This is a genomic window from Pectobacterium peruviense (assembly GCF_002847345.1).
Taxonomy (GTDB): domain Bacteria; phylum Pseudomonadota; class Gammaproteobacteria; order Enterobacterales; family Enterobacteriaceae; genus Pectobacterium; species Pectobacterium peruviense.
Window position 1 is genome coordinate 1 of record NZ_LXFV01000016.1, and the last position, 25,040, is coordinate 25,040.

A 25,040-nucleotide genomic window follows, 5' to 3' on the forward strand; every position below is an offset into this window, starting at 1 on the left:
AGGCACATTGTGCCCGCTATTTTTTACGCTGTCAGGTGTAAGCACAATGTTTTCAAGCACCGCCAGACAAAAATACTCTCTTCCCTACTCGGCTTTTCCAACTAACTGTTCCAGCAGATCGATATGCAGCGGATCGTCATTGAGTGCGGGAATATAGTGGAATGCCTCTCCACCAGCGTGCAGGAAGATTTCACGATTCTGTTCCTCAATCTCCTCCAACGTTTCCAGACAGTCAGCGGCAAAACCGGGGCACATAATCTGAATGTGTTTGACGCCCTGTGCAGGTAGCCCCTTCATGGTTTCATCTGTGTAAGGCGTCAGCCAGGGCTCACGGCCAAAACGCGACTGGAAGGTCATCATTATTTTACCTTCCGGCAACCCCAGTGCGGCAATCAGCGCCTCTGTGGTCGCTCGACAGCGCTGCGGATAGTCATCCCCTTCATTGGCATAACGCACCGGAATGCCGTGGTAGGAAATCACCAATCTGTCCGGTTCGCCATGTTCAGCAAAAGACTGCTCAACACGGTGCTTCAACGCCGCAATATAAGCAGGATGTTCAGCGTAATCACGGATAAAACGAATCGCAGGCAACTGGCGGTTATCACGCAGTTGTGCAGCAAGCCCATCCCACACGGCGGCGGTCGTTGAGCAGGAATATTGCGGATACATGGGCAAGACCACCAGTTGCGTTACACCTTGCGCCAGTAGCTTATCCAGCGCTGAACGCAAGCTGGGCGAACCATAGCTCATGCCTAGCTCAACCGGCGTGTCTGACATACGTGCAGCCAGCGCCTGATGCTGTCGACGGCTAATCACCAACAGCGGCGATCCCCCTTCCATCCAGACCGATTGATAGAGCTTCGCCACTCGTGGGGAACGAATTGGCAGGATGATACCGCGCAGCAGCGGCCACCATAGCAGACGCGGCGTATCCACAACGCGTCGGTCGCTCAGAAACTCAGCCAGATAACGCCTCACCGCCTGCGGCGTCGGGGCATCGGGTGTCCCTAAGTTCACCATCAGCACGCCGTATTTCTCTTGTTTCATCGCCGTCTTCCTTTTATGGAGAAGCAGGCTTTCTTTCAGCCCGCCACTGCGTAACATCAGATTCCTATTGTAGCGAAAAAAAGCTAAACAAATACGGGTAGATAACAAGGGTAATACCGATGCTACTAATAGAGGAAAATAAACAAGAGAAGGTTTCAGAACGAAAAAATGCCAGACAATTGTCTGGCATTCAGAGGGTGGAATCCGGTTCGCTTAGAAAAATTAGCCCAGAATGGTTTCCAGTTCTGCGCGAACTTCTTCCACTTTACGCGTGCCTTCCACTTTGAAATAGCGCGTGTTGCCTGCGTCAGCTTCTTTCTGATAGTAAGAAACCAGTGGCGCAGTCTGCTGATGGTACTCAACCAGACGCTTGCGCACGGTATCTTCCTGATCGTCCTTACGAATGCTCAGATCTTCGCCTGTCACGTCGTCTTTGTCTTCAACTTTAGGCGGATTAAATTTTACGTGATAAACACGACCGGACGCCGCATGTACGCGACGGCCAATGATACGATCGATGATCAGTTCGTCAGGAACTGCGAATTCGATAACGTAATCCACATCGATGCCAGCATCTTTCATAGCATCGGCCTGCGGAATGGTACGTGGGAAGCCATCCAGCAGAAAACCGTTACGGCAATCGTCCTGTGCGATGCGCTCTTTAACCAGAGCAATAACCAGTTCATCAGTGACCAGTTTACCCGCGTCCATGATTTCTTTAGCCTGCTTGCCCAATTCAGTACCGGCTTTTACCGCTGCACGCAGCATGTCACCCGTGGAAATCTGCGGAATACCGTATTTTTCCATGATGAATTGAGCCTGAGTACCTTTGCCTGCGCCCGGAGCGCCCAGCAGAATAATACGCATCGCGTAAATCCCCTTGCTATGTAATATTTATAAAATAAATTTGAAAAACGCTGAACCATACCATTCCAGACGCTTATGCTCAAGGAACGGGCTCGGTTCAGCATCGCGTAGGCAGATGAAAAAAAGTCAGATACCTAAAAATATGGTTTGCCGCCTGCCCAATGTTGCCATTCAGTGTAGACGAAGAAACCCTCGTAAGAGGAAGGAAGAGTAAAAATCGGGGAAGACCCCGGTTGGTTCCGGGGTCTGAAGAACATCAATATCAGGCGCTTAATAGCTGATTCATACGACGAATGAACAGGTTCGGATCGTCAAGCGTACCGCGTTCGGCTAACAGAGCCTGATCCAGCAGCAGTTCAACCCACTCGCCAAATTCAGCCTCATCAGAAACGTCAGCTGCACGTTTAATTAACGCGTGCTCCGGGTTCAGTTCAAAAATGTACTTCACTTCTGGCGCCTGTTGGCCCGCAGCGGCGAACAGTTTCGCCATCTGCGTACTCATCTCGTCGGCATCCGTCACGACAATCGCAGGCGTATCGGTCAGACGGTATGTGAAACGCACGTCCTTAACGCGTTCGCCCAGCAGAGTTTTCACTCGCTCAACAAACGGCTCCAGCGCTTTTTGTGCTTCTTTCTGCGCATCGTTTTCTTCATCAGCCAGTTTATCCAGCGTGTCATCCGCTTTGCTGACAGACTGGAAGGATTTACCGTCGAACTCGGTCAGGTAGCTCATCATCCATTCGTCAATGCGCTCGGACAACAGCAAGACTTCGATACCTTTCTTACGGAACAGTTCGAGGTGTGGACTGCTCTTCGCCGCTGCATAGCTGTCTGCGGTGATGTAGTAGATCTTATCCTGACCTTCCACCATCCGGCTAACGTAATCTTCCAGCGATACCGTCTGCGCGGAACTGTCGGATTGCGTGGTAGCAAAACGCAGCAGTTTCGCGATTGCTTCACGATTGCTACCGTCTTCCGCTGGGCCTTCTTTCAGCACCAAGCCGAATTGTTGCCAGAACGTTTGGTATTTTTCCGCGTCATCTTTCGCCAGTTTATCCAGCATTTGCAGCACACGCTTGGTCAACGCATTACGCAGGTTCTGCGTCACACGGCTGTCCTGCAAAATCTCACGGGAAACGTTCAACGGCAGATCGTTAGAATCTATCAGGCCGCGAACAAAACGCAGGTAGTTCGGCATGAACTGTTCGGCGTCGTCCATAATGAATACACGTTGAACATACAATTTCAGACCGTGTTTATGATCGCGATTCCACATATCCCACGGTGCATGTGCGGGAATGTAGAGCAGGCTGGTGTACTCCTGCTTGCCTTCCACACGGTTGTGGCTCCAGCTCAGCGGATCGGTAAAATCATGGGAGATGTGCTTATAAAATTCGTTGTACTCATCATCGCTGACTTCAGATTTACTGCGCGTCCACAGGGCTTGTGCCTTGTTAATTTTTTCCCAACTAACGGTGGACTCACCGCCTTCTTCTTCGCTTTCTGTCTGAGATTCGATTTCTACTGGCAGCGCGATATGGTCGGAATATTTGCTGATGACAGAACGCACACGCCAATCATCCAGAAACTCGTCTTCACCTTCACGCAGGTGCAGAGTGATTTCCGTTCCGCGATCGTCTTTGGTGATGTCAGCAATCGTGTAATCGCCTTCACCGGCAGATTCCCAATACACGCCCTGATCGGCATTTGCGCCCGCAGCACGGGTACGCACGGTCACTTTATCCGCAACGATGAAGGCAGAGTAGAAGCCCACACCAAACTGACCAATCAGTTGGCTATCTTTAACCTGATCGGAACCCATTGATTCCAGAAAGGACTTGGTGCCAGATTTCGCAATAGTACCGAGATTATCAATCACTTCGTCACGGTTCATACCGATACCGTTGTCAGAAATCGTCAGAGTACGTTTTTCTTTATCCGTAGACACGCGCACGCGCAGGTCGCCATCGCCCGCATACAGTTCTGGTGTGGACAGCGCACGGAAACGTAGCTTGTCTGCCGCATCGGAGGCGTTGGAGATCAATTCACGCAGAAAAATTTCTTTGTTGGAATAAAGCGAATGGATCATCAAATGCAGGAGTTGCTTAACTTCGGACTGGAACCCGCGAGTTTCTTGGCCTTTCATACTCATTGTTGCTTACCTCAATCCTAATATTATTCAGGCTGATTAAACTGACGATAAGTAGCAAGTGGGGATAAACCAAGATGATTTCAAGGGGTAAATTTCAGCGGATCACGAAAATGGTGGAGAAGAAAAGAAGACTGCGGCTGCCAGATAGTGACGCTGACAGCCGACAGATTAAAACCGGAAAGGCTGACGACCCGCGAGCGAATGGGAAAGCGTCGTGCCATCGACCATTTCCAGCTCACCGCCAACGGGAACACCGTGTGCAATGCGGCTTGCCATCACGCCGTGTTGCGCGCAGAGTTCAGCGATATAGTTCGCTGTAGCATCGCCTTCTACCGTCGGATTGGTAGCCAAAATGACTTCGTTTACCGATTCCACGTGCAGGCGCTCTTCCAACCGCCCCAAACCGATGTCGTCCGGGCCAATGCCATCCAGCGGCGACAAATGCCCCATCAGTACAAAGTAACGACCGGCAAACTGCCCCGTCTGTTCAATAGCATGAATATCAGCCGGGCTTTCTACAACGCAAATCTGCCCATTTTGCTGACGGCGCGGATTCGAGCAAATCGCACAAACGTCCTGCTCGGTGAATGTCCGACAATCGCTACAGTGACCGATTTCGGACATCGCCCGCGTCAACGCCTGCGCCAGGCGCATACCACCGCTGCGGTTACGTTGCAGCAGTTGAAACGCCATGCGCTGCGCCGACTTGGGCCCAACGCCCGGCAGGCAGCGCAGCGCTTCCATCAATGATTCAAGAAGCGGACTGGTCTGCATTAGAACGGCATCTTGAAGCCCGGCGGCAATTGCATACCGCTGGAAACCGATGCCATTTTTTCTTTCTGCGTTTCAGCGATGCGGCGAGCGGCATCGTTGAACGCTGCTGCGATCAGATCTTCCAGCATCTCTTTGTCGTCTTCCATCAGGCTTGGATCGATCTCAACACGGCGGCAGTTATGCGCACCGTTGATCGTGATTTTCACCAGACCCGCGCCCGATTCGCCCGTGACTTCCAGATTCGCCACTTCTTCCTGCATCTGCTGCATTTTTTCCTGCATCTGCTGGGCTTGCTTCATCAGGTTGCCAATTCCACCTTTACCAAACATAGTTTTCTCTCTATCACGTCGGGCTGCGCACTCGCAGCGGTTAAACAGGGCGGATACTTTCTTCGTCCAGTTCCGCATCAAAGAAACGCCGCAGCGTTTGAATCGTTGTATCGTCTAGAATCGACTGACGCGCCTGCGCCAGCTTCTCTTCATATATGGCCTGACGCCACTCCAGCGGCGTTCGCACCGCTGGGTTGTCGTCTTCCGTAATCAGTAATTCTACAGGATGCCCATAGTGAGCCGTCAATGCGTCCAGCAGCGTCTTTTGCGCCGCAGGCGAATTCAGATGCCGCTGAGATGAACGTAGATGCAGATGCATCTTGCCTGCCTCATCACTCTCTTTAAACGCATTGAGTGCCAGCTGTTGTACCAGCTTTGGCAGCGTCAGGCGATGGATTTCCGCCGCCCATGGATCCCGTTCCAATGACTCTTCCGCCAGTCGTGCCGCCAGTTCAGGCGTTTTTTCGTGCTCTAATGCCGAACGCAGCGCTTTTGGCGTCGCCACATCGACCTTCTCTTCCTCGACTTTATTCTGCGCCCGCCAACGGTACGCTTCCGGCTTTTTAGGCTCGGTGGAAGAGGTTTTCGCGTTTTGCCGTTGAATGCTGCGCTCAGTTACCGAAGCCAATCGCTCCAGCGCTGAGGTTGCCGGCCGCGTGTTGTCAGACGCTGCCGGTTCAGCCTTTTTTGGTGGTGTACTCCCCTGTTTTCGCAGTAGCTGACTGCGAGCCTGTAACAGTTGGGAAGTCGCATCAGGTAATTCACTCTCACTCTGCTGATCCGCAGAACCGACCGTAGCAGTTGGTTCCCCTAACGGCGGTGCATACGCGGAGGCATCCATCGGCGGTTCGGGAGAATAAGATGACGGTAGTACGTCGCCATGAGATTCAGTGTTGTGCGGCATTGGCGCACGAGCCATCGTCGATGTCGTTGCCGCAGGTTGCTGCTGTGCAGTCGGCTGGATAGAAGGCGCACGCGCAGCCTGAGCAGGCGCGGCACTTACTGGAGCAACAGGTTCGGCAATAATCTGGCTGGGATGAAACGCCAACGCTCTCAACAGCGTCATTTCAGCGCCCATCCGACGGTCTGGTGCAAAAGGCAGTTCTTTGCGACCAATCAGCATCGTCTGGTAATAAAGCTGCACGTCCGCAGGCGGCAACGCTCGCGCCAACTCTCGGATACGGGCTTCAACTGCCGCGTAATCATCGCCCAACGCCGCAGGCAGCAGTTGAACCATCGCAATACGGTGTAACAGCGTCTGGGTTTCCACCAATAGTGATTCCCAGTCCACGCCCCGAGCCGCAACCTGATCGAGCAGTGACATCACCTGTGCACCATCGCCTTTCGCCAGCGCTTCAATCAGTGCCAACGGTTGCTCATCATCCAGCGTACCCAGCATTTGGCTGACTGAAGCCGTCGTGACCTGCCCCTGCCCCATGGCAATGGCCTGATCGGTCAGACTTAACGCATCACGCAGGCTACCATCGGCAGCACGCGCCAGAAGCTGCAACGCACGTGGCTCACTGACGAGATTTTCCGCCTGTAGTACCTGTTCCAAATGCGCACGAATCTGTTCGACATCCAGCGCTTTGAGATGAAATTGCAGACAACGCGACAGAATGGTCACTGGCAGTTTCTGCGGATCGGTGGTCGCCAACAGGAATTTGACGTGCGGAGGTGGCTCTTCCAGCGTTTTTAACAGCGCATTAAAGCTGTGGCGCGATAACATGTGTACTTCGTCAATCAGGTACACCTTGAATCGTCCACGCGCAGGGGCATACTGCACGTTATCCAACAGATCGCGCGTGTCTTCGACTTTAGTACGAGATGCGGCGTCGATTTCAATCAAATCGACAAAACGACCCTGCTCGATTTCTCGGCAGTTATCACACTGGCCGCACGGCGTTGCCGTCACGCCCTGTTCGCAATTCAGCCCTTTTGCCAGCAAACGGGCAATCGTCGTCTTCCCGACACCGCGGGTGCCAGAAAACAAATAAGCGTGATGGATTCGACCTAAGGAAAGGCCGTTAGCCAACGCGGTCAGGACATGTTCCTGACCGACAACTTGGGTAAAGGTTTGGGGACGCCACTTACGGGCAAGAACCTGATAGCTCATCAATACCGCAACAGTCGAGTTATTGAGGCGATCATGCTAACACAGCCACGCCGCTATCGGCGAGACTGTTATGATTAATGTCCGGGGAAGTCAACCAAGCTATAGCAGGTTACACCCATCTCAGTCAGGCGTTGCTCGCCACCCAGATCGAACAGGTTAATGATAAAAGCGGCATCGTTTACCGTGCCACCCAGACGACGGATCAACTTCACCGTAGCTTCAAGCGTACCGCCCGTTGCCAGCAGATCGTCGATCACCAGCACATTATCGCCAGCGGAGATCGCATCGGCATGAATTTCCAACGTATCTGAACCGTATTCCAGCTCATAGCTTTCACTGATCGTTGGACGTGGCAGTTTGCCCGGTTTACGCACGGGAACAAAACCCACACCCAGCGCCAGCGCAACTGGGGCGCCAAACAGAAAACCACGCGCTTCGGTGCCGACAACCTTCGTCACACCGGTGTTGCGATAACGGTTCGCCAGCATTTCAATACTGGCCGCATAGGCCACAGGATCTTCCAGCAGGCTGGTGACATCACGGAACAGTATGCCCGGCTTTGGATAATCGGGTATGCTTTTGATACTGTTTTTAATTAATTCTGCCTGCTGCTGCGCTGTTACGGTCGTCATAGTTGTGCCTGATAAAACGTTCTGAACATACAAATGCCGGTCGCCACAAGGCTTTTATCATCGCGTGATGCGATGAATAAGCATTATGACAAAGAGGAAAATGGCGACCCGTGCACGAAAACGCTCAAATCTAGTCAAAGTGACGGATAAATGCAACCATCCGCACTCTGGGTGGGTATTTTTTGTCTACCCGTCACGGAGGCCGCCGTTTGCGCTATCTTTTCGGATCCGCGCCCTGCGTTTGTTGTTCTGGATCAACCACAGGTAAACGAAGCATGAAGGTCAGCAAAATAGTTAAAATGACCAACAGCAAGATCCTGACCCAGACTAGCTTGACCAGCCAGAGCGAAAGCGCGAACGTCAGCAGAATCATAGTGACGGCCTTCCACTTGGCTCCTGGCGGCAAGGCTCGGTGTTGCTGCCAGTGGCGCAGATAGCTGCCAAACCAGGATCGGTACAACAGCCAGTCATGAAAACGCGGGGACGAGCGGGCAAAACACCAGGCGGCCAGTAACAAGAATGGTGTGGTCGGTAATAAAGGCAATACGACACCCAACGTTGCCAGCACAACGGAAACCCACCCCAGTATAATCAGCAACACGCGATACATATTCACCTTTATGCTTTGTTCACTACCAAATATGTTTTGTCTACTCAATATGCTTTGTCTACGACAATATCCATCACACTTTATCACCACCTTGCCTGATGGATTAGTTAAGATATCCTCATGCAGTAGATAAAGCGACGTAGGCTAGTTATGCGATATGCCACGCGCTGGCACACCACATAAAGGCAGCTTGCTGAATCATCAGCCTTACTGTAAGGGAAAAAAGTGAATACGCATCAATTGCTGCAGGCGCTTGAACAACAAATTAACACGCTGGCGAAAGAGCTTGAACCGTTGGCGGATAAAGCCGTGCCGCAATCTCGCTTTGATCGTCAGCTTTTTAGCAGCTACGGCACCCGACTACGTGACTATCGCGCCGAGGTTGAACAAAACCTGCATGCAATAAAACAGCTGGTCGCCGAACAGCGCACCGATCGTGTGGCATTTCTGGCTGAAAAGCTGGTTAGCCAGATAGCGGCATTGCAGCGTGAACTGGCAACGCAATCATTGCGCAAGCAAGAGCAACGTGCCGCACCACAACAGGAAGATGTGTATCACAAACTGGCGGAGCATCAGGATTATGAACGCCGCTTGCTTTCCATGATTCAGGATAGAGAAAGTCTGCTCATTACACAGACGCTTTTCAGCGAGCAACAACGGCTGCAAAAAGAGCTGGCCGCGCTGGAAGGACGGCTGTCACGCTGCCGTCAGGCACTATTACGCCTAGAGCGCCAGATCGAACGCCGGGAACAAGGACTGTAGCGCTGCAGCTTCGCCGAGAAAGGAGAGGTACTGATTTATGTCACTTGAAAACGCCCCACCCGAAGTCAAGCTGGCGGTTGATTTGATTATGCTGCTGGAAGAAAACCAAATCGACCCTCGTATCGCGCTAGCCGCACTGGCAATGGTACGAGCCGATTTTGAGAAAAAGCTCTCGCAAGAAGAAAGCAATGCTGAATCCTCCACCCAAGGCAAATAGCTCAGCGCTTTAAAGACAAGAGGTGTTAACGCGGGCGAACCACGACTTACTCAGCAGGTTTGCGTAACGCAGGGCTAAAATGCAACATATCGATAAAGGCATCCACCAGCGCTGGCGCTTCCTGATCGAGATCGAAACTTTCCGGCATAAATAACCAGTTTTCCATCACGCCGGAAAAATAAGCCCGCAGCGCAATCGCCGCACGACGGGGATGAATGTCCGTTGGCAACATTCCCATGCGGATGCACTTAATCAGGTTTTCTTCGATATCGACATAGCAGGAAAGATAAAGCTCTTTGCGTGCATTATACGATTGCAACATTTCACCGACAAACTCACATTTGTGAAAAGCGATCTCCATAATGGAACGCCAGTGAGTATCGCTAACGGTTAAACGCAGCATATAAATCAATAATTCACGCATCACACGGAGTGGATTATCAGGGAATTTTGTCTGATACTCTATTTCAAACTCACTGATTTTTGACTCTGCCAGAGCCCAGATTTCATCAAAAATTTCGGCTTTGTTCTTAAAATGCCAATAAATAGCACCGCGGGTCACACCAGCAGCAGTCGCAATGTCAGACAATGAAGTCGCAGACACACCATGCTCAGAGAACACTCTTAACGCAGTATCCAGTATCTGTTGCCGGGTTTCCTGAGCCTGTTTTTTGGTTTTTCGTGCCATGATAATTTGGTTTTTCGTGCCATATCGCTGTATTTGAAGGAAAGTGAGATTTACATACATTCAAGTATGTATGTAACATAGCATGAACATAAGACTATAGCAGCAATGGGTTTTTGAGCTTGTGATCCATTGGTCAATTTCAAATCGGACACTTGAGGTTTATCTATGAACAAAAACAGAGGGCTAACGCCTCTGGCGGCAGTTCTGATGCTTTCTGGCGGCTTAATGCTTGCAGGATGTGATGACGGCAACAATCAGCAAGGCGGCGCACAGCAGCAGATGCCTGAAGTGGGTATTGTTACGTTGAAAACGGAAGCACTGAATGTTATGACCGAACTGCCGGGCCGTACAAGTGCTTACCGCATTGCAGAGGTTCGCCCACAGGTTGGCGGTATTATCCTCAAACGCAACTTCGTTGAAGGATCTGACGTTAAATCTGGCGCATCGCTGTATCAGATCGATCCTGCGACATACCAGGCAAACTATAATAGCGCCAAAGGCTCACTTGCTCAGGCACAGGCTCAGGCAGAAATTGCCCGCCTGACGGTTAACCGCTATAAACCACTGCTGGGCACCAACTACGTCAGCAAGCAGGATTACGATCAGGCAGTTGCCACTTCTCGTCAGGCTGACGCAGCGGTTCAGGCAGCTAAAGCAGCAGTAGACACTGCACAAATAAATCTGGCGTACACCAAAGTTAATTCCCCAATCGAAGGCCGCGTGGGTAAATCCACGGTGACGGAAGGCGCATTGGTGGCCACCGGCCAAGCAACGGCATTAACGACCGTACAGCAGTTGGATCCAATCTATATCGATGTCACGCAGTCCAGTAATGATTTCCTGCAACTGAAGAGAGAGCTGGAAAACGGCACGCTGAAACAGAATGAAGGCAAAGCGAATGTTCGCCTGCTGTTGGAAAACGGTACCGAATATGCCGAAGCGGGTACATTGGAATTCTCTGATGTAACGGTAGATGAAACCACAGGTTCCATCACGCTGCGCGCTATTTTCCCAAACCCACAGCATAACCTGCTCCCCGGTATGTTTGTACGAGCTCGCCTCGATTCCGGTGTTAACCCAACGGCCTTGTTAGTACCTCAACAAGGTATCACCCGCGATCCGCGTGGTCAGGCTACGGCGATGGTTGTTGGGGAAGGCGATAAAGTGGAGCCACGCACGCTTAAAACCAGTAAAGCAATTGGTGACAAATGGTTGGTTACCGAAGGCTTGAAAGCGGGCGATCGCGTTATTGTCACTGGTCTGCAAAAAATCAGACCCGGTGCGCAGGTGAAAGCTAAAGAAGTCGCTCCAGAAAATCAGCAGGCGCAACAAGCGTCAGCAGAACCCGCGAAGTCTTAAGACGTTCTAACAGGAGCCGGTACAATTCATGGCTAAGTTTTTTATAGATCGACCCATTTTTGCATGGGTGCTCGCCATCATGGTGATGCTGACGGGGTTGCTGGCAATTGTTAAATTACCCATTGCCCAGTATCCAACAATCGCGCCACCCGCGATTGAAATAACAGCAAACTATCCTGGGGCCGATGCATCAACACTGCAAGATTCCGTTACGCAGGTTATCGAACAGAATATGAACGGTATCGATAACCTGATGTACATGTCATCAAGCAGTGACTCCTCAGGTACAGTCCAGATTACGCTGACCTTTGAGGCTGGTACCGATCCGGACATCGCGCAGGTTCAGGTGCAGAACAAGCTGCAACTGGCCATGCCTCTGCTACCGCAGGAAGTACAGCAGCAAGGGGTTAACGTTCAGAAATCAAGTAGCAGCTTCCTCATGGTTGCCGCCTTCATTAGTGAAGACGGTAAAATGTCGCAGGAAGATATCGCTGACTACGTGGCCGCTAACGTTAAAGACCCTATCAGCCGTACATCTGGCGTAGGTGACGCGCAGCTATTTGGTTCCCAGTACGCCATGCGTATCTGGTTGGATCCGAACAAGCTTAATAACTATCAGTTAACTGCAGGTGACGTCAGCGCAGCAATCCGTGTTCAAAACAACCAGATCGCCGCAGGACAATTAGGGGGCGCTCCACCGGTTCCCGGCCAGCAGTTGAACGCCTCGATCATTGCGCAAACCCGTCTGAATTCAGCAGAAGAGTTTTCTAAAATACTGCTGAAAGTTAACGCGGATGGGTCTCAGGTTCGCCTTAAAGACGTCGCACGCGTTGAGCTGGGTGCAGAAGGCTACGACGTTATCGCACGTTTCAATGGGAAACCTGCTGCCGGTATCGGTATAAAATTGGCAACAGGCGCGAACGCGCTGGATACCGCAACTGCCGTAAAAGATGCCCTGACGAAAGCGGAAGAGTTCTTCCCTTCTGGCCTGAAAGTCGTTTACCCGTACGATACAACGCCCTTCGTTAAGATCTCGATCAGCGAAGTAGTGAAAACGCTGGTGGAAGCTATCGTACTGGTATTCCTTGTGATGTACCTGTTCCTGCAGAACTTCCGTGCCACGTTGATCCCAACAATCGCAGTGCCGGTCGTCTTGCTGGGGACCTTTGCTATCCTCTCCGCGTTTGGTTATTCGATAAACACCTTGACGATGTTCGCGATGGTTCTCGCCATCGGGCTTCTGGTGGATGATGCCATCGTCGTCGTGGAAAACGTAGAACGTGTTATGGCGGAAGAAGGTCTGCCGCCTAAAGAAGCGACCAAACGATCCATGGAGCAGATCCAAGGCGCGTTGGTCGGTATTGCACTGGTGCTGTCCGCCGTATTCATCCCGATGGCGTTTACTGGTGGTTCAACAGGGGCAATCTATCGTCAGTTCTCCATCACAATCGTTTCGGCGATGGTGCTGTCGGTTCTGGTTGCGTTGATTTTGACACCAGCACTTTGTGCAACACTGCTGAAACCCATCGCCAAAGGCGATCATGGTGAGAAAAAAGGCTTCTTCGGCTGGTTCAACCGGCTGTTTGAGAAGAGCACGCAGCACTACACCGACAGCGTGGCGAATATCCTGCGCAGCACTGGCCGTTATCTGGTCATCTATCTGCTGATTGTTGTGGGCCTGGCACTGTTGTTCTTACGTTTGCCAACGTCTTTCCTGCCGGACGAAGACCAGGGGGTTCTCCTGAACATTGTTCAGTTACCTTCAGGTGCAACGCAGGAAAACACCCAGAAAATCATGGACAGAATGACGCAATACTATCTCGACAATGAGAAAGGTAACGTCAAGTCTGTGTTTACCGTGACGGGCTTCGGGTTCTCTGGTCGTGGGCAGAATGCCGGTTTGGCCTTCGCCAGCTTGAATGACTGGAGTGAACGAAGCGGCGCAGAAAATAAAGTTATGGCGATTGCAGGCCGAGCAAACGCGGCCTTTAGCCAGTATAAAGAAGCTATGGTTTTCGCAGTCAACCTTCCTGCGATTATCGAACTGGGTACCGCAACAGGTTTCGACTTCCAGTTGATTGACCAGGCTAACCTTGGGCACGCAAAACTGACGGAAGCACGTAATCAGTTACTGGGCATGGCAGCACAACGCCCTGATACGCTGGTGCAAGTTCGTCCGAACGGGATGGAAGATACACCGCAATTCCGTCTTGATATCGATCAGGAAAAAGCACAAGCACTTGGTGTGTCACTGTCAGATATCAGCTCAACGTTGGCAACAACGCTGGGTGGTTCTTATGTGAATGACTTTATCGATCGCGGTCGCGTGAAGAAAGTTTACGTTCAGGCCGACGCGCCTTTCCGTATGCTGCCAGATGACATCAAAAACTGGTACATCCGCGGTAGTAACGGACAGATGGTGCCATTCTCCGCCTTCACGCAGAGTCACTGGGAATACGGTTCACCGCGTCTGGAGCGTTATAACGGCCAGCCATCCATGCAAATACAAGGCGAAGCGGCTCCAGGTAAGAGTTCCGGTGACGCCATGGCATTGATGGAAGAGTTCGTCACTAAATTACCGCAAGGTATCGGCTACCAATGGACGGGAATGTCCTATCAAGAGCGGTTATCAGGCAACCAGGCTCCCGCAATCTATGCTATTTCATTGATTGTCGTGTTCCTGTGTCTGGCGGCGCTTTATGAGAGCTGGTCAATTCCGTTCTCCGTCATGCTGGTTGTTCCATTGGGGATCATCGGTGCATTGATTGCAGCGAATATGACGGGTCTTGAAAATGACGTTTACTTTAAGGTGGGTCTGCTAACAACCATAGGGCTATCGGCGAAGAACGCCATATTGATCGTCGAATTTGCTAAAGATCTGATGGAAAAAGAAGGGAAAGGACTGATTGAAGCAACGCTGGATGCTGTTCGTATGCGTTTGCGTCCAATCCTTATGACATCACTGGCCTTTATCCTCGGTGTAATGCCACTGGTAATCAGTAGTGGTGCTGGTTCCGGTGCACAGAACGCCGTTGGTACTGGCGTAATGGGCGGGATGATTACGGCAACCGTGCTTGCTATCTTCTTCGTTCCGGTGTTCTTCGTTGTTGTCCGCCGTCGCTTCGGCAAGAAAGTGGACGACACAACCGCTCACTAAGACAGAACATCACCGATATCTCTTCTAAAAGGCCGCCTAGCGGCCTTTTTTACGTCCCTCCCCTCACTTCCCGACGCACCAAGTTGTTTTCATCTTATCCGTATCTACAGCGGCTTAGAGAATACTGCCGCCTCACAGAAACATAATAGTTGATCCTGATGCTAAAAAAGCGCAACATGATAGATATATTATAACATAACAATTGAGGCAACTATGAAAGCGGGTATTCATCCTGACTATCGCACAGTGGTATTTCATGATACCAGCGCGGATGTCTATTACAGGACTGGGTCAACCATTAAAACCGATCGGACCATTGAGCTTGAGGGGACCGACTACCCTTACGTCGTCATTGAGATTTCTTCGGCATCACATCCCTATTACACCGGGAAGCAAAAAGAATATTCCAAAGAAGGTAGCACGGCGCGCTTCCAGCAGCGTTTCGGGAACTTCTTCAAGTAATCAGAGAGGGTTATTAAATGCAGGTGCTTAGTTCGCTGCGTTCAGCAAAGAATCGCCATAAAGATTGTATTGTGGTCCGCCGTCGTGGGCGAGTTTACGTTATATGTAAATCCAACCCGCGCTTTAAGGCCGTGCAAGGCGGAAAAAAGAAAAAAGGTTAATCTTTCCCTAGCGCATCCCGCTACAGTCTGCGTTATGATACTAACAAGGCTGTACGGGATTACTTTCATGAAAAAACAGCTGAAACAATAAGATAACGAGTCTCCCTCCATCTTATCAATTGAAAGCCTCTTCGCATTACTTCTGCCATTACTCATATTTTCAGATAGAAATAATTAAATAATCCGCAGCCAAGTTTATTCTACGCTGACTGCGACAACAAAAAATCAGAGGTTTAATCAAAATAAATAGCAATGAAAACCTTATCTATTATCCGCGAATTTTACGAACACTTTTGCTATAGTCATATATAGAATGACGTAATCGTAACCAACACGGTAGAGCTATACTTAAGGTTAAGTCATGATATGTTGGTATTTACGCCAACCCTATTTCGCGACATAGTAGATAGTAGGAGGTAAGAAAATCTCTGTTTTTTCATTCATTGCTGAACGAATCACAATGCATCAACGTATTGCCTGTAACAGCATGAATACGAAACAATGCTAATGTCTTTATCTTGCAAGTTTCATCAGTCTACCTGTTTACCAGGTGTTAACCGCAGTAACACTGAATAACGGCTTAACGGAGGGATTGATATGGATGAGTACACACCGAAACATTATGATATTGCCCAACTCAGATTCTTATGTGAGAATCTGTGTGACGAAAGCATAGCAACGTTAGGCGATAGCAGTCACGGCTGGGTCAACGATCCAACATCTGCGATCAATCTCCAATTAAATGAACTTATTGAGCATATCGCTACGTTTATTCTCACATTTAAAATAAAATACCCTAACGAAAGTGAGCTTTCAGAGCAGGTTGAAAAGTATTTGGATGATACTTACGTCTTGTTTAGCAACTATGGCATTAATGATGCTGAACTACGGCGCTGGCAGAAATCCAAAGCAAAATTATTCGGAATGTTCTCAGGGGAGAACGTCTGTACGCCTGCTAAAACTTAAGCAATAATTTATTTATATTTTTTAACCACCAGGTACTGTTTGCATAGGCCATTATGAAAAAAATCGACTATTTGATGCGTTTGCGTAAATGCACAACCATTGACACTCTCGAACGTGTTATTGAAAAAAACAAGTATGAGCTCTCCAATGATGAACTGGAGATGTTCTTTTCCGCAGCCGATCATCGTCTGGCTGAACTGACAATGAACAAACTCTACGACAAAATCCCTACCGCAGTATGGCGATACGTACGTTAATTTCTAACGACTCGCATACAAAAACTGACATTAAATACACTGCGCCGATAATATTATCGGCCTTTGTTTTTATTATCTTTTAATGCATTAATTAAGTAATACTTGTAACAAATTGTATTTTTAATATTAAGTGAAAATGAAAATCGCCCCTCACTTCACGCTTATTCCCCCACCACTTATCATTTATAACAATCGCATCGATAACATTACTAATAGTATATCGTGTGATAAAAACAGAGGGCGTAATAATTGCCGCGATTATTACTCGCTAAGCAAAGAAGCATGAGTAATCTTTCCAGAAAACCGAGAGCAGGAAATGAGACCTATAGAGCCGAAAATGGTGACTCAGAGCTTATGCTTGGAGAGCGACTTAGGGTATGTGGCAAAGGATGGGATCTATGGGTAGAAAACAAAGGTCGATCTGACGATAGCGTGATTATACAGAAGCTAAATTGGTGGAGGCCCCGCCAGCTACATCCCGGCACACACGTCTCCTGCTGCGGCTGCTTCCTTCCGGATCTGACCGAGTCCACAGGTTAGTGTTGCGGGAGAACCGACAGGGCCTCCATTGACGACTTCATAACAGCCTGCACATCATAACCACAGCGTGTCACAAAGCGGTGGGCATTATCGGCGATGAGATAGGCAATTGCAAGCTAACCCATACTAACCGTTGTTTTCTTACTCACCTCACTATGCCACTATGATGATCAATCGGCTTAGAAACACGGGAACACCCGCGGATGTCAGAAGAAAACGATAATTTCCGCCAACGCGTTTTTCAAATTGTCGCGGCGATTCCTTATGGGAAAATAGCGACCTATGGCGACATCGCGCAGCTTGCCGACTCACCCAGAGCATCAAGGCAAGTCGGCGGAGTGTTAAAACGCCTACCGAAAGACAGCAAACTCCCCTGGCATCGGGTAATCAATCGTAAAGGCGAAATATCGCTAGTCGGTGGAGATTATGTGCGCCAGAAGTCTGCATTGCAGGCAGAAGGCATCATTTTTAATCGTCAGGGAAAGATTGATCTTGCTAAATATCGTTGGCAATACGCGCCATAACGGCGCGTATACCTATGTATTACCAGACTGGCTGCGGAGCCATTGATGACGATGCAGGCTGCCCCTGAAGCATATGAGGGGTCTGATTCGTCGGGTTAGATATCATTGATTCCTGATTTTTCGCCGGTAAGGGAACAGAAGCGACAGGTACCAACACCAAATCGGCGTTATTTACCCCGTTGCTAATGACCGGCAAGACGTTCTCCGTCACCATGACGATACGATTGTCGATCGCAATCGCTGCGCTAAGTAAGATACGCGCGTTGGGCTGAATATCAGCTGGGTTATACGGCAACTCAAATTGGAAAGGAGCCTGCTTTCCTTCCGTACGTGTCACGCGCTGAGTAATCACTTTTGAAGGCGCATCAGCCAGAGATGCATCAGATACTGTGACGGTCAAAACCGCGTTGTGAGGTAGCGCAATGCGCTGACGAATATTTACAGTACCCGTTACCGCTGGCATCGCAACAGCCGGGCGCTGAGAGGAAACACTGGTGACAGGTGCACCTGTCTGAGGAGAAACACCATAATCACTTCTCTGTGCACATGCAGCCAGAGTCATCGATAACGTGATACCGCCTAAGATATGCCATAATTTCATTCGGTCAGTCTCCTTTATTATTGTCAGACTACCGGCATCGAAGACCGGCACTCATAAACAGTATGAGTCACTAAACACAATAATGATGGTGCAAAATTCTGATTTTTTTCCTGAAAACCGCACATTCATTATAATAAAAGTCCATGAGTGGATATTTTATACCTTTAAAAACAAATAGATAATTACCCATCTGCATCCATTGAGGCCGATACCATGAGTCAATCACTACAACACCTTCTCGACCTCCTGCATTTAGAGAAACTCGAAGAAGGACTATTTCGCGGACAAAGCGATGATTTGGGGCTACGCCAGGTCTTTGGTGGGCAGGTCGTCGGTCAAGCTATGTCGGCCGCTAAGCAGACCGTTCCTGTCGAGCGTAACATTCACTCTTTTCATAGCTACTTTTTGTTACCCGGCGATAGTCAGAAACCGATTATTTATGACGTTGAAAACCTGCGTGATGGCAACAGTTTCAGCGCTCGCCGCGTTAGCGCCATCCAGAATGGTCGCCCCATTTTTTATATGACTGCGTCATTTCAAAGCCATGAGGAAGGATTTGAGCACCAAAATGTGATGCCAGATGTCGCACCGCCAGAGGCGCTGAGATCCGAGCAAGAAATTGCACAAGATATGCAGCATCTTCTGCCCCCCCGCTTTCGCGATAAATTTATTCAGGCCAGCCCGATTGAGATGCGCCCGGTTAAATTCCATAACCCGCTAAAGGGCGAAGTAGACGAGCCAATACGACACGTCTGGTGCCGTGCCAGCAGCCCGCTACCGGACGATAAGCGTATTCACCAATATCTGCTTGGCTATACGTCTGACTGCAATTTCCTACTCACCGCCTTACAGCCTCATGGCGTTGGCTTTTTGGAACCGGGTATGCAGGTCGCCACGATCGATCACTCAATGTGGTTCCACCGTGATTTCCGGCTGGACGACTGGCTGCTCTATACCGTGGAAAGCACATCCGCATCCGGCGCTCGTGGCTTCGTTCGTGGGCAATTCTATACTCGAGAAGGCGTGCTGGTTGCATCCAGCGTACAGGAAGGCGTGATGCGTCGTCGCCAGCAGTAAATCTGCTGACAAACCATATTACATCGCTAAAACAACGCAGTTTGAACAGCGTTAGCCGTAAAGCAAAACAGGCGTGGAGTTTCCTCCACGCCTGTTCACTGTATCTGAACTGCCTTACTTATTGGTTGTAAGCGCTCTCGCCATGGCTGTTAACATCCAGACCTTCGCGCTCTTGCTCTTCAGGTACACGCAGACCAACGATCATATCCGCTACCTTGAAGGCGACAAATGCCACCACGCCAGACCATACCAGACAAACAATCACGCTGAACAGCTGTACCCAAACCTGATGTGCCATTGTCACACCTTCTGCATAGCCCGTTCCACCCAGCGATGCCGACGTGAATACCCCCGTCAAGATACAACCAACGATACCGCACACGCCGTGAACACCGAACACATCACACGGGTCATCCACACGCAGCCATCTTTTCAGTACCGTTACGCCCCACAGGCCTGCAACACCACCAGCCAGACCGATGATCAGAGCGCCACCCACACCAACCGTACCCGCCGCTGGGGTAATTGCCACCAGACCTGCGATACAGCCAGAGCACGCCCCCAACAGAGAAGGCTTACCGCGCACCAACCACTCACCGCCAACCCATGCCAGAATCGCAGCAGCAGTTGCAACAACCGTGTTCAGGAAAGCCAGAGCAGCGACACCGTTCGCAGCACCCGCAGAACCCGCATTGAAACCAAACCAGCCGATATACAGAATCGCGGTACCGATAAACACCATTGGCAGGTTGTGCGGTTTGAAGGCTTCTTTACCAAAACCAGCGCGTTTGCCCAGCAGGTAAGCACCAACCAATCCAGCAACCGCGGCGTTGATGTGAACGACCGTACCACCAGCAAAGTCTAATGCGCCATCCGCCGCCAGATAGCCACCGCCCCATACCATGTGCGTCATTGGCAGGTAAGAGAATGTCAGCCACAGCCCAACAAAAATCAGCACAGCAGAGAAACGAATACGCTCAGCGATCGCCCCGACAATCAACGCAACGGTGATACAGGCGAAGGAAGCTTGATAAGCCACATGCACAAACTGGTAGTAGGTGCCGCTGATGGACTCAATCCCAATACCTTTCAGCATAAACGTACTGAAACCACCGAAGAAGGCGTTACCTTCGCTGAAGGCCAGGCTATACCCGTAAACCACCCACAGGATACAGACCATCGCGAACGTTACGCTTACTTGCGTCATCATGGACAGAACGTTCTTAGAACGGATCAGGCCGCCATAAAACAGTGCGATGCCCGGTATAGTCATAAAGAGTACCAATGCGGTACAAATCATAATAAAAGCGTTATCCGCTTTATCAATCGTCGGTGTCGCAGCCATTGCCCAGGACGGGAGTAATGCCGCCACACCGAGACCTAATGAAGAGAGTAGTTTTTTCATTTTCATCCATCCCTATTTACGTATCTACGCTAGGTGTTGTTAAAGTGCGGCTTCGTCAGTTTCACCCGTACGAATACGGATAACCCTTTGCAACTCGGCGACAAAAATTTTGCCATCACCAATTTTTCCGGTGTACGCAGCTTTGCTGATGACGTCGATCACTTCGTCCAGTTGGTCGTCTGCAATCGCGATATCAATTTTTACCTTGGGTAAAAAGTTAACGCTGTATTCTGCGCCACGATATAGCTCCGCGTGCCCTTTCTGACGACCAAATCCTTTCACCTCAGTGACGGTGAGCCCCTGGATGCCGACAGAAGATAACGCTTCACGTACATCTTCCAGCTTGAATGGTTTTATCACCACAGTAACCAGTTTCATTTATCTTCCCCCTAGCCATTACGTTCAGGCTTTCGCCCGCCACTTGTTCGATTACGTACTCTATGAAGTCGGTCTACGTCATGATTAAAGCAAACGGTGTGCCATAAATGATTTATCTGGCATAAATCAGGAGGGAGAACGCGATTAGAGAGAGAAAAGTGCAAAAAGCAAACGCGATAGGAATGGAATAGTGAAGAATTCGGAGCAAGCATTGCACTAAATTAGTGCATAGAGAGTATTTTTAGTGCAGAGCGAGTAAAAACTAGAATCACGATGCTTACTGATGGTGCGAAGCGATGCGTAGACTGTTGGTCTGCACCATACGAGGCAGTGCAGACCGTGGCATTACCGATAATCGTGTTATGCAGGGCAAGATTCCGTGCTGATGGCAGCGAGATCCTCTCCGGCCAGCTGTAATTGATACATTTGATAATAACGCCCCTGCTGTTGCAGCAGTTGCTCGTGCGTTCCCCGCTCAACCGTTTGCCCATGATGGAGCACCATAATCGTGTCGGCCTCAACGATAGTGGAAAGCCGATGGGCGATGATAATCAAGGTCGTCTGTTCCCTGATGATGCGCAGCGCCTTTTGCACCGCCTGCTCCGTGCCTGAGTCGATATTCGCAGTGGCCTCATCGAGAATCAGGATTTTAGGCGTTTGCACCAAGACTCGCGCAATCGCTAACAGCTGTTTTTGTCCGGTAGACAGGTTGTTTCCTTGCTCACCGATGCGCGTATGCAATCCTTCAGGAAAATCTCGAACCAGTTCAGCAAGCTGTACCACTTCCAGCACGTGCCAGACGGCCTCTTCGCTGATATCACGTCCCAGCGTCACATTCACAAACATCGACTCCGCCAGCACAACGGGATCCTGTTGGACCATTGCCACATTTTGGCGCAAAACGGTATGAGAGAGCGTCGATAGCGGCCGACCATCAAGCTGAATTTCACCCTCATCTGGCGCGTAATACCCCATAAGCAAGCTCGCTAGTGTACTTTTCCCACTACCGGTATGCCCGACTAAGGCGACAAATCCGCGATCAGGTATCGTCAGAGAAATATTCTGTAGCACACGTTTTTCTGTGCCATAGGAGAAAGAGACATCGTCAATATCGACGCGCCCGGTAACCAGAGGACGCTCGTCATTGCCGTAGGTCTGCTTTTTGCCATCCATCAGTTCAAAGATACGTTCACCAGCGACGACCGCCTGCTGTAACATGGACTGCTGGGTGGTCAACTCAATCAGTGGTTCATTCAGGCGGCCAAGGTAGTTGATAAACGCGTACAGAACCCCAACGCCAACCGATCCCATCGAGCTAAAACCAAATTGCATCAACAAGCCACACAGTACCATCGCGGCAAATAAGCTCAGCAGCGGCCGCAGCAAAAAACCTTCCAGACGCAAGGCCTTCATACGCGCTTCATAATGTTTATGGCTGGCTGCACCCAACTTCTTGCCAAAGTGTGCCTGCTGGCGAAATTGCTGAATGACGCCCATGCCATTGATCACTTCGTTGAAACCATCGTTAATGTCCGCCAGATAGCTTCGCACCTTGCGCACCGTCGGCGTACTAAAGCGATGGTATAGCACCATGACCGTTGCGACCGCGGGGAAAATCATCAACGCGACGAGCGCCATCTGCCAGTTCAGACTGAACATCGCCACCAGCATTGCACCAACCAACGCCGCACTGCGTAATACCGTTGACACCACCATGACGTACAGATCTCTAACTACTTCGGTGTCATTGGTGACGCGTGAAATCAACTGTCCAACAGGTTGTGTATCAAATGTGCTAAGCGGCTGACGCAACGCGGCATCCATTACATCAATACGCAGTTGCTGAACAACACCCACAGCGACCCGATTAAACAACAGCGTCTGAAAATAGTGCAGCGAGGCTGCCAGAATTTGCAGCAGGATATAGGCCATTGCCAAGCCAGCCGCAATCGCCAGCGGAAATTGATCTTTTGCCACCAGATCGTCAATAAAATAACTGACCAAGACGGGACCAGAAACTTCAGCGATAGCAGCAATCCACAGCATCAGGACACCCTGTAACAACGGTTTCCGCCAAGGGGAACCATAAGCTAGCAGACGTTTCAGGGTGGGCCAAAACCGTTGAGGGCTATTCATTTTCCGCTCCTTCCAACTGCGGCACATCATCCAGCGCCGCCTCCAGTTGTTGATAACGGTACATATCTCGATACCAACCGGGCTCTGCTGCCAACGCTCTGTGCGTGCCACGCTGCGCTGTTTGTCCCTGTTGCAACACCACGATTTCGTTCGCTTCAGTTAGCGCGGACAGGCGATGTGCGCTGATGATCAGCGTCCGTTTCTCACCCCATGTTTTGAGATTCTGTAAAATCTGGTGCTCCGTTCGCCCATCAACCGCAGACAGCGCATCATCCAACACCAAGATCTCAGCATCTAGCAATAACGCACGCGCAATCGCAATCCGCTGTTTCTGACCGCCCGATAGCATCACACCACGCTCGCCAACCTCGGTCTGGTAGCCCTGAGGCAAACGCAGAATATCGTCATGAACACTCGCAAGCCGCGCCGCCTGTTCAACCTCTTGTTGCGTGGCATCAGGCCGCCCTAGTGCAATATTTTGCGCTACCGTGTCCGAAAACAAAAAAGGCATTTGCCCTACAACGGCAAAACGGCTCCGGAGTTCATCCAAACGAATCGTGTTCAAGGGACGATCGTGATAGCGAATCTCTCCCGGCAGAGTATCGAAATGACGTAAAATCAACGCCAGCAGCGTACTTTTCCCTGACCCTGTCGGCCCACATAACCCCAGCATATTCCCCGGCGCCAACGTAAACTGAACATGTTGTAAAGCATCACGGGTATTATCCGGGTAGCGAAATGCAGAGAGATTCACTTCCAACACGCCCCGTCCGGCAGGCAATGACTCTTCACCGTCTTTCACCACCAGCTCTTCCGCAAGCATCTGACGAATGCGGCCATATGCCGCGCTGCCACGTTCCACAATATTAAACATCCAGGCTAGCGCCAGCATCGGCCAGATCATCAATCCCAGATACATGACAAAGCTGGTCAATAAACCCAGCGTTATCGAACCGTTAATCACCATCCAACTACCGCCACCAATCGCCAGCAAATTTGAAAGCCCGACGGCAATATAAATTGTGGGATCGAAGCGTGCATCAACCTGAGCGACGTGCATGTTTTTAGCGCCGGCATCCGCCGCAACCTGTGCGAAACGCGAAGATTGGTAGTTTTCCAACCCAAAGGCTTTAATCATCCGAATGCTGGTTAAGCTTTCCTGCGCCTGATCGTTAAGCGAAGAAAACGCCGCCTGTGCGGATTTAAAACGGTTATGCAGTTGGGTGCCGTAGCGTTTGATGAAAAGTGCCATGACAGGCATGGGGAGCAGCGCCAGCAGGGTAAGTTCCCAGCTGATTTGAGTGCACATGACAACCAGCACAGCACAGCCCATCACCATCGAATCGACCAGCGTCAGTACGCCCTCCCCGGCGGCAAAGACTACGCGATCGACATCGTTCGTGGCGCGCGCCATCAGATCGCCAGTACGATTGCGTTGGTAAAATGCAGGATGCTGGCGACTCAGTTGGCGGTAAAAATCCTCTCGTAACTCAACGGCCAACTGGTATGACGCCCCAAACAGGAACACGCGCCACACGTACCGCAATAGATAGACCATGACGGCGGTAAGCAGCATCACGCCAATCCACTTCATCATTTCGGTCATCGACATGCCGTGTTGCGTCACACCATCGACAATAACGCCGACCAGTTTTGGAGGGAGTAATTGTAGAATAGCAATCGCAATCAATAGCGCGACCGCACCCAGATAGCGCCGCCATTCACGACGAAAATACCAACTCAGTTGAGCAAACAGTCTCACGCGGTTTTCATTCCAATAGCCAAATGGGTCATGACAGACTCAGAAAAGTGATTATTAAAAG

General features: G+C 50.4%; 24 protein-coding genes and 1 other RNA gene. 10 read left to right on the forward strand and 15 right to left on the reverse strand.

Going from position 1 to position 25,040, the window contains the following annotated elements; translation table 11 throughout:
• Positions 1 to 84: 84 nt before the first annotated feature.
• The 8 genes from hemH to A0G03_RS13355 all read right to left on the reverse strand — a co-directional run bounded on the left by hemH (position 85) and on the right by A0G03_RS13355 (position 8,527).
• On the reverse strand, positions 85 to 1,047 hold the full coding sequence (gene hemH, locus A0G03_RS13320; RefSeq protein ID WP_048259166.1) for a ferrochelatase: 963 nt from the start codon (positions 1,045 to 1,047) through the stop codon (positions 85 to 87).
• A gap of 222 nt (positions 1,048 to 1,269) precedes the next feature.
• The gene (gene adk, locus A0G03_RS13325) at positions 1,270 to 1,914 is read right to left on the reverse strand and encodes an adenylate kinase (protein WP_048259159.1); all 645 of its coding nucleotides are present in this window, start codon (positions 1,912 to 1,914) and stop codon (positions 1,270 to 1,272) included.
• Positions 1,915 to 2,176: 262 nt separating this feature from the next.
• The gene (gene htpG, locus A0G03_RS13330) at positions 2,177 to 4,060 is read right to left on the reverse strand and encodes a molecular chaperone HtpG (protein ID WP_189315178.1); all 1,884 of its coding nucleotides are present in this window, start codon (positions 4,058 to 4,060) and stop codon (positions 2,177 to 2,179) included.
• Between the two features lie 174 nt (positions 4,061 to 4,234).
• A complete protein-coding gene (recR, locus tag A0G03_RS13335) occupies positions 4,235 to 4,840 on the reverse strand; it encodes a recombination mediator RecR (RefSeq protein WP_048259157.1) in 606 nt (201 codons plus the stop codon).
• Positions 4,840 to 5,169 carry a YbaB/EbfC family nucleoid-associated protein gene (locus tag A0G03_RS13340; protein ID WP_005976112.1) on the reverse strand — a complete coding sequence of 110 codons (330 nt, stop codon included), beginning with the start codon at positions 5,167 to 5,169 and terminating at the stop codon, positions 4,840 to 4,842. The genes recR and A0G03_RS13340 overlap by 1 nt, the downstream gene beginning before the upstream one ends.
• Positions 5,170 to 5,209: 40 nt before the next feature.
• Entirely contained in the window at positions 5,210 to 7,285 is a 2,076-nt protein-coding gene (gene dnaX / locus A0G03_RS13345) for a DNA polymerase III subunit gamma/tau (RefSeq protein WP_048259156.1), read from the reverse strand.
• Between the two features lie 74 nt (positions 7,286 to 7,359).
• Positions 7,360 to 7,917, reverse strand: a complete 558-nt coding sequence (gene apt / locus A0G03_RS13350; RefSeq protein ID WP_010303030.1) for an adenine phosphoribosyltransferase — start codon at positions 7,915 to 7,917, stop codon at positions 7,360 to 7,362.
• A 214-nt stretch (positions 7,918 to 8,131) separates the two neighbouring features.
• Positions 8,132 to 8,527: a DUF454 family protein gene (locus A0G03_RS13355; RefSeq protein WP_048259155.1), complete on the reverse strand. Its 396-nt coding sequence runs from the start codon at positions 8,525 to 8,527 to the stop codon at positions 8,132 to 8,134.
• Between the two features lie 225 nt (positions 8,528 to 8,752).
• On the opposite strand from A0G03_RS13355, the gene priC reads away from it, so the two are divergent.
• On the forward strand, positions 8,753 to 9,289 hold the full coding sequence (priC, locus tag A0G03_RS13360) for a primosomal replication protein PriC (RefSeq protein WP_048259154.1): 537 nt from the start codon (positions 8,753 to 8,755) through the stop codon (positions 9,287 to 9,289).
• A 37-nt stretch (positions 9,290 to 9,326) separates the two neighbouring features.
• Positions 9,327 to 9,506: a pleiotropic regulatory protein RsmS gene (gene rsmS / locus A0G03_RS13365; protein WP_048259153.1), complete on the forward strand. Its 180-nt coding sequence runs from the start codon at positions 9,327 to 9,329 to the stop codon at positions 9,504 to 9,506.
• A 46-nt stretch (positions 9,507 to 9,552) separates the two neighbouring features.
• Here rsmS and acrR read toward each other — a convergent pair whose 3' ends face one another.
• Positions 9,553 to 10,194 carry a multidrug efflux transporter transcriptional repressor AcrR gene (gene acrR / locus A0G03_RS13370; RefSeq protein WP_048259152.1) on the reverse strand — a complete coding sequence of 214 codons (642 nt, stop codon included), beginning with the start codon at positions 10,192 to 10,194 and terminating at the stop codon, positions 9,553 to 9,555.
• A 165-nt stretch (positions 10,195 to 10,359) separates the two neighbouring features.
• Between acrR and A0G03_RS13375 the strand changes: the two genes are divergently transcribed.
• The 6 genes from A0G03_RS13375 (at position 10,360) to A0G03_RS13400 (ending at position 16,556) form a co-directional block, all read left to right on the forward strand.
• On the forward strand, positions 10,360 to 11,553 hold the full coding sequence (locus A0G03_RS13375; RefSeq protein WP_048259151.1) for an efflux RND transporter periplasmic adaptor subunit: 1,194 nt from the start codon (positions 10,360 to 10,362) through the stop codon (positions 11,551 to 11,553).
• Between the two features lie 28 nt (positions 11,554 to 11,581).
• Positions 11,582 to 14,710: an efflux RND transporter permease subunit gene (locus tag A0G03_RS13380; RefSeq protein WP_048259150.1), complete on the forward strand. Its 3,129-nt coding sequence runs from the start codon at positions 11,582 to 11,584 to the stop codon at positions 14,708 to 14,710.
• Positions 14,711 to 14,923: 213 nt separating this feature from the next.
• Complete coding sequence (locus A0G03_RS13385) at positions 14,924 to 15,172, forward strand: type B 50S ribosomal protein L31 (RefSeq protein ID WP_048259149.1); 249 nt, start codon at positions 14,924 to 14,926, stop codon at positions 15,170 to 15,172.
• A gap of 17 nt (positions 15,173 to 15,189) precedes the next feature.
• Positions 15,190 to 15,333, forward strand: coding sequence for a type B 50S ribosomal protein L36 (ykgO, locus tag A0G03_RS13390; protein ID WP_005976091.1), 144 nt, complete (start codon positions 15,190 to 15,192; stop codon positions 15,331 to 15,333).
• Positions 15,334 to 15,930: 597 nt separating this feature from the next.
• Positions 15,931 to 16,299 (forward strand): Hha toxicity modulator TomB, encoded by a 369-nt coding sequence (gene tomB / locus A0G03_RS13395; RefSeq protein WP_005976089.1) that lies wholly within the window; start codon positions 15,931 to 15,933, stop codon positions 16,297 to 16,299.
• A gap of 53 nt (positions 16,300 to 16,352) precedes the next feature.
• Positions 16,353 to 16,556, forward strand: coding sequence for an HHA domain-containing protein (locus A0G03_RS13400; RefSeq protein ID WP_011092758.1), 204 nt, complete (start codon positions 16,353 to 16,355; stop codon positions 16,554 to 16,556).
• A gap of 462 nt (positions 16,557 to 17,018) precedes the next feature.
• Here A0G03_RS13400 and ffs read toward each other — a convergent pair.
• An RNA gene (gene ffs, locus A0G03_RS13405) (signal recognition particle sRNA small type) lies at positions 17,019 to 17,115 on the reverse strand.
• 184 nt (positions 17,116 to 17,299) lie between these two features.
• Between ffs and A0G03_RS13410 the strand changes: the two genes are divergently transcribed.
• Entirely contained in the window at positions 17,300 to 17,620 is a 321-nt protein-coding gene (locus A0G03_RS13410; protein ID WP_015839360.1) for an MGMT family protein, read from the forward strand.
• Positions 17,621 to 17,639: 19 nt separating this feature from the next.
• Here the strand turns inward: A0G03_RS13410 and A0G03_RS13415 are convergent, their stop codons facing one another.
• Positions 17,640 to 18,221 carry a YbaY family lipoprotein gene (locus A0G03_RS13415; RefSeq protein WP_048259148.1) on the reverse strand — a complete coding sequence of 194 codons (582 nt, stop codon included), beginning with the start codon at positions 18,219 to 18,221 and terminating at the stop codon, positions 17,640 to 17,642.
• Between the two features lie 213 nt (positions 18,222 to 18,434).
• Between A0G03_RS13415 and tesB the strand changes: the two genes are divergently transcribed.
• Positions 18,435 to 19,298, forward strand: coding sequence for an acyl-CoA thioesterase II (gene tesB / locus A0G03_RS13420; protein WP_048259147.1), 864 nt, complete (start codon positions 18,435 to 18,437; stop codon positions 19,296 to 19,298).
• A gap of 118 nt (positions 19,299 to 19,416) precedes the next feature.
• Here tesB and amtB read toward each other — a convergent pair whose 3' ends face one another.
• The 4 genes from amtB to A0G03_RS13440 form a co-directional block, all read right to left on the reverse strand.
• Positions 19,417 to 20,703 carry an ammonium transporter AmtB gene (gene amtB, locus A0G03_RS13425; protein ID WP_048259146.1) on the reverse strand — a complete coding sequence of 429 codons (1,287 nt, stop codon included), beginning with the start codon at positions 20,701 to 20,703 and terminating at the stop codon, positions 19,417 to 19,419.
• Between the two features lie 39 nt (positions 20,704 to 20,742).
• A complete protein-coding gene (gene glnK, locus A0G03_RS13430; RefSeq protein WP_002208627.1) occupies positions 20,743 to 21,081 on the reverse strand; it encodes a P-II family nitrogen regulator in 339 nt (112 codons plus the stop codon).
• 360 nt (positions 21,082 to 21,441) lie between these two features.
• A complete protein-coding gene (locus A0G03_RS13435; RefSeq protein ID WP_048259145.1) occupies positions 21,442 to 23,217 on the reverse strand; it encodes a SmdB family multidrug efflux ABC transporter permease/ATP-binding protein in 1,776 nt (591 codons plus the stop codon).
• Complete coding sequence (locus tag A0G03_RS13440; RefSeq protein WP_048259144.1) at positions 23,210 to 24,979, reverse strand: SmdA family multidrug ABC transporter permease/ATP-binding protein; 1,770 nt, start codon at positions 24,977 to 24,979, stop codon at positions 23,210 to 23,212. The genes A0G03_RS13435 and A0G03_RS13440 overlap by 8 nt, the downstream gene beginning before the upstream one ends.
• Positions 24,980 to 25,040: the final 61 nt, after the last annotated feature.

Coding starts and splice junctions, on each gene's coding strand:
- A0G03_RS13375 (WP_048259151.1), top strand. CDS start 10,360: ATGAACAAAAACAGAGGGCTAACGCCTCTGGCGGCAGTTCTGATGCTT.
- tesB (WP_048259147.1), top strand. CDS start 18,435: ATGAGTCAATCACTACAACACCTTCTCGACCTCCTGCATTTAGAGAAA.
- A0G03_RS13380 (WP_048259150.1), top strand. CDS start 11,582: ATGGCTAAGTTTTTTATAGATCGACCCATTTTTGCATGGGTGCTCGCC.
- dnaX (WP_048259156.1), bottom strand. CDS start 7,285: ATGAGCTATCAGGTTCTTGCCCGTAAGTGGCGTCCCCAAACCTTTACC.
- recR (WP_048259157.1), bottom strand. CDS start 4,840: ATGCAGACCAGTCCGCTTCTTGAATCATTGATGGAAGCGCTGCGCTGC.
- apt (WP_010303030.1), bottom strand. CDS start 7,917: ATGACGACCGTAACAGCGCAGCAGCAGGCAGAATTAATTAAAAACAGT.
- A0G03_RS13340 (WP_005976112.1), bottom strand. CDS start 5,169: ATGTTTGGTAAAGGTGGAATTGGCAACCTGATGAAGCAAGCCCAGCAG.
- htpG (WP_189315178.1), bottom strand. CDS start 4,060: ATGAAAGGCCAAGAAACTCGCGGGTTCCAGTCCGAAGTTAAGCAACTC.
- rsmS (WP_048259153.1), top strand. CDS start 9,327: ATGTCACTTGAAAACGCCCCACCCGAAGTCAAGCTGGCGGTTGATTTG.
- hemH (WP_048259166.1), bottom strand. CDS start 1,047: ATGAAACAAGAGAAATACGGCGTGCTGATGGTGAACTTAGGGACACCC.
- A0G03_RS13415 (WP_048259148.1), bottom strand. CDS start 18,221: ATGAAATTATGGCATATCTTAGGCGGTATCACGTTATCGATGACTCTG.
- A0G03_RS13410 (WP_015839360.1), top strand. CDS start 17,300: ATGTCAGAAGAAAACGATAATTTCCGCCAACGCGTTTTTCAAATTGTC.
- amtB (WP_048259146.1), bottom strand. CDS start 20,703: ATGAAAAAACTACTCTCTTCATTAGGTCTCGGTGTGGCGGCATTACTC.
- A0G03_RS13400 (WP_011092758.1), top strand. CDS start 16,353: ATGAAAAAAATCGACTATTTGATGCGTTTGCGTAAATGCACAACCATT.
- A0G03_RS13435 (WP_048259145.1), bottom strand. CDS start 23,217: ATGAATAGCCCTCAACGGTTTTGGCCCACCCTGAAACGTCTGCTAGCT.
- adk (WP_048259159.1), bottom strand. CDS start 1,914: ATGCGTATTATTCTGCTGGGCGCTCCGGGCGCAGGCAAAGGTACTCAG.
- tomB (WP_005976089.1), top strand. CDS start 15,931: ATGGATGAGTACACACCGAAACATTATGATATTGCCCAACTCAGATTC.
- A0G03_RS13385 (WP_048259149.1), top strand. CDS start 14,924: ATGAAAGCGGGTATTCATCCTGACTATCGCACAGTGGTATTTCATGAT.
- acrR (WP_048259152.1), bottom strand. CDS start 10,194: ATGGCACGAAAAACCAAAAAACAGGCTCAGGAAACCCGGCAACAGATA.
- ykgO (WP_005976091.1), top strand. CDS start 15,190: ATGCAGGTGCTTAGTTCGCTGCGTTCAGCAAAGAATCGCCATAAAGAT.
- glnK (WP_002208627.1), bottom strand. CDS start 21,081: ATGAAACTGGTTACTGTGGTGATAAAACCATTCAAGCTGGAAGATGTA.
- A0G03_RS13355 (WP_048259155.1), bottom strand. CDS start 8,527: ATGTATCGCGTGTTGCTGATTATACTGGGGTGGGTTTCCGTTGTGCTG.